This is a genomic window from Bacillus sp. LH1 (genome assembly GCF_057924895.1).
Map to the genome: position 1 here is coordinate 85,001 of NZ_CM175007.1, position 2,500 is coordinate 87,500.

The window sequence follows — 2,500 nt, forward strand, 5'->3', positions numbered from 1 at the left end:
TCGTCCGCTCAGGGTTAGTCAGGACCTAAGCCGAGGCCGACAGGCGTAGGCGATGGACAACAGGTTGATATTCCTGTACCACCTCTTTATCGTTTGAGCAATGGAGGGACGCAGAAGGATAGAAGAAGCGTGCGATTGGTTGTGCACGTCCAAGCAGTTAGGCTGATAAGTAGGCAAATCCGCTTATCGCGTAGGCTGAGCTGTGATGGGGAAGCTCCTTATGGAGCGAAGTCTTTGATTCCCCGCTGCCAAGAAAAGCTTCTAGCGAGATAAAAGGTGCCTGTACCGCAAACCGACACAGGTAGGCGAGGAGAGAATCCTAAGGTGTGCGAGAGAACTCTGGTTAAGGAACTCGGCAAAATGACCCCGTAACTTCGGGAGAAGGGGTGCTTTCTTAACGGAAAGCCGCAGTGAATAGGCCCAAGCGACTGTTTAGCAAAAACACAGCTCTCTGCGAAGCCGTAAGGCGAAGTATAGGGGGTGACACCTGCCCGGTGCTGGAAGGTTAAGGAGAGGGGTTAGCGTAAGCGAAGCTCTGAACTGAAGCCCCAGTAAACGGCGGCCGTAACTATAACGGTCCTAAGGTAGCGAAATTCCTTGTCGGGTAAGTTCCGACCCGCACGAAAGGTGTAACGATTTGGGCACTGTCTCAACCAGAGACTCGGTGAAATTATAGTACCTGTGAAGATGCAGGTTACCCGCGACAGGACGGAAAGACCCCGTGGAGCTTTACTGTAGCCTGATATTGAATTTTGGTACAGTTTGTACAGGATAGGCGGGAGCCATTGAAACCGGAGCGCTAGCTTCGGTGGAGGCGCTGGTGGGATACCGCCCTGACTGTATTGAAATTCTAACCTACGGGTCTTATCGACCCGGGAGACAGTGTCAGGTGGGCAGTTTGACTGGGGCGGTCGCCTCCTAAAGTGTAACGGAGGCGCCCAAAGGTTCCCTCAGAATGGTTGGAAATCATTCGTAGAGTGCAAAGGCATAAGGGAGCTTGACTGCGAGACCTACAAGTCGAGCAGGGACGAAAGTCGGGCTTAGTGATCCGGTGGTTCCGCATGGAAGGGCCATCGCTCAACGGATAAAAGCTACCCCGGGGATAACAGGCTTATCTCCCCCAAGAGTCCACATCGACGGGGAGGTTTGGCACCTCGATGTCGGCTCATCGCATCCTGGGGCTGTAGTCGGTCCCAAGGGTTGGGCTGTTCGCCCATTAAAGCGGTACGCGAGCTGGGTTCAGAACGTCGTGAGACAGTTCGGTCCCTATCCGTCGTGGGCGTAGGAAATTTGAGAGGAGCTGTCCTTAGTACGAGAGGACCGGGATGGACGCACCGCTGGTGTACCAGTTGTTCTGCCAAGGGCATAGCTGGGTAGCTATGTGCGGAAGGGATAAGTGCTGAAAGCATCTAAGCATGAAGCCCCCCTCAAGATGAGATTTCCCATAGCGTAAGCTAGTAAGATCCCTGAAAGATGATCAGGTTGATAGGTTCGAGGTGGAAGCATGGTGACATGTGGAGCTGACGAATACTAATAGATCGAGGACTTAACCATATAATATGAAGCAATGTTATCTAGTTTTGAAAGAATATAAAAAACTTATTGACTTTAAAAGTTAAATGAGTTACAATGATTCTTGTCTTAAATGAATACAGTCTGGTAATGATGGCAGAGAGGTCACACCCGTTCCCATACCGAACACGGAAGTTAAGCTCTCTAGCGCCGATGGTAGTTGGGACCTTGTCCCTGTGAGAGTAGGACGTTGCCAGGCAATCCGGAGGATTAGCTCAGCTGGGAGAGCACCTGCCTTACAAGCAGGGGGTCGGCGGTTCGATCCCGTCATCCTCCACCATTTAGCCGACTTAGCTCAATTGGTAGAGCAACTGACTTGTAATCAGTAGGTTGGGGGTTCAAGTCCTCTAGTCGGCACCAGTTTTTATTGTAAGAGCCATTAGCTCAGTTGGTAGAGCATCTGACTTTTAATCAGAGGGTCGAAGGTTCGAGTCCTTCATGGCTCACCATTTTAATTAATATGCGGGTGTGGCGGAATTGGCAGACGCACTAGACTTAGGATCTAGCGCCTTTGGCGTGGGGGTTCGACTCCCTTCACCCGCACTTTTAATAAAATATCTCAAACATGTCTTGCGGAAGTAGTTCAGTGGTAGAATACAACCTTGCCAAGGTTGGGGTCGCGGGTTCGAATCCCGTCTTCCGCTCCAATTTTCAATATGACATGCCGGGGTGGCGGAACAGGCAGACGCACAGGACTTAAAATCCTGCGGTGGGTGACCACCGTGCGGGTTCGACCCCCGCCCTCGGCACCATATGCGCCCGTAGCTCAATTGGATAGAGCGTTTGACTACGGATCAAGAGGTTAGGGGTTCGACTCCTCTCGGGCGCGTTTTCTTTCGGGAAGTGGCTCAGCTTGGTAGAGCACCTGGTTTGGGACCAGGGGGTCGCAGGTTCAAATCCTGTCTTCCCGATACTTGTTTGGGGCCTT

The 2,500-nt window shown here is 51.9% G+C and carries 9 tRNA genes and 2 rRNA genes (2 of these 11 cut by a window edge); all 11 read left to right on the plus strand.

The window, feature by feature from the left end:
- Nucleotides 1-1,554 (plus strand): 23S ribosomal RNA (locus ACX9TM_RS00440) (it extends 1,368 nt beyond the left edge of the window).
- A 101-nt stretch (nucleotides 1,555-1,655) separates the two neighbouring features.
- A 5S ribosomal RNA gene (gene rrf / locus ACX9TM_RS00445) occupies nucleotides 1,656-1,771 on the plus strand.
- A gap of 5 nt (nucleotides 1,772-1,776) precedes the next feature.
- A tRNA-Val gene (locus tag ACX9TM_RS00450) sits at nucleotides 1,777-1,852 on the plus strand.
- A gap of 4 nt (nucleotides 1,853-1,856) precedes the next feature.
- A tRNA-Thr gene (locus ACX9TM_RS00455) sits at nucleotides 1,857-1,932 on the plus strand.
- Nucleotides 1,933-1,945: 13 nt separating this feature from the next.
- Nucleotides 1,946-2,021, plus strand: a tRNA-Lys gene (locus ACX9TM_RS00460).
- 13 nt (nucleotides 2,022-2,034) lie between these two features.
- A tRNA-Leu gene (locus ACX9TM_RS00465) sits at nucleotides 2,035-2,115 on the plus strand.
- Between the two features lie 29 nt (nucleotides 2,116-2,144).
- Nucleotides 2,145-2,219 (plus strand) — tRNA-Gly (locus tag ACX9TM_RS00470).
- Nucleotides 2,220-2,235: 16 nt separating this feature from the next.
- Nucleotides 2,236-2,324: transfer RNA gene (locus ACX9TM_RS00475), tRNA-Leu, on the plus strand.
- 3 nt (nucleotides 2,325-2,327) lie between these two features.
- Nucleotides 2,328-2,401, plus strand: a tRNA-Arg gene (locus ACX9TM_RS00480).
- 8 nt (nucleotides 2,402-2,409) lie between these two features.
- Nucleotides 2,410-2,483: transfer RNA gene (locus ACX9TM_RS00485), tRNA-Pro, on the plus strand.
- A gap of 9 nt (nucleotides 2,484-2,492) precedes the next feature.
- Nucleotides 2,493-2,500: transfer RNA gene (locus ACX9TM_RS00490), tRNA-Ala, on the plus strand (it continues 68 nt past the right edge of the window).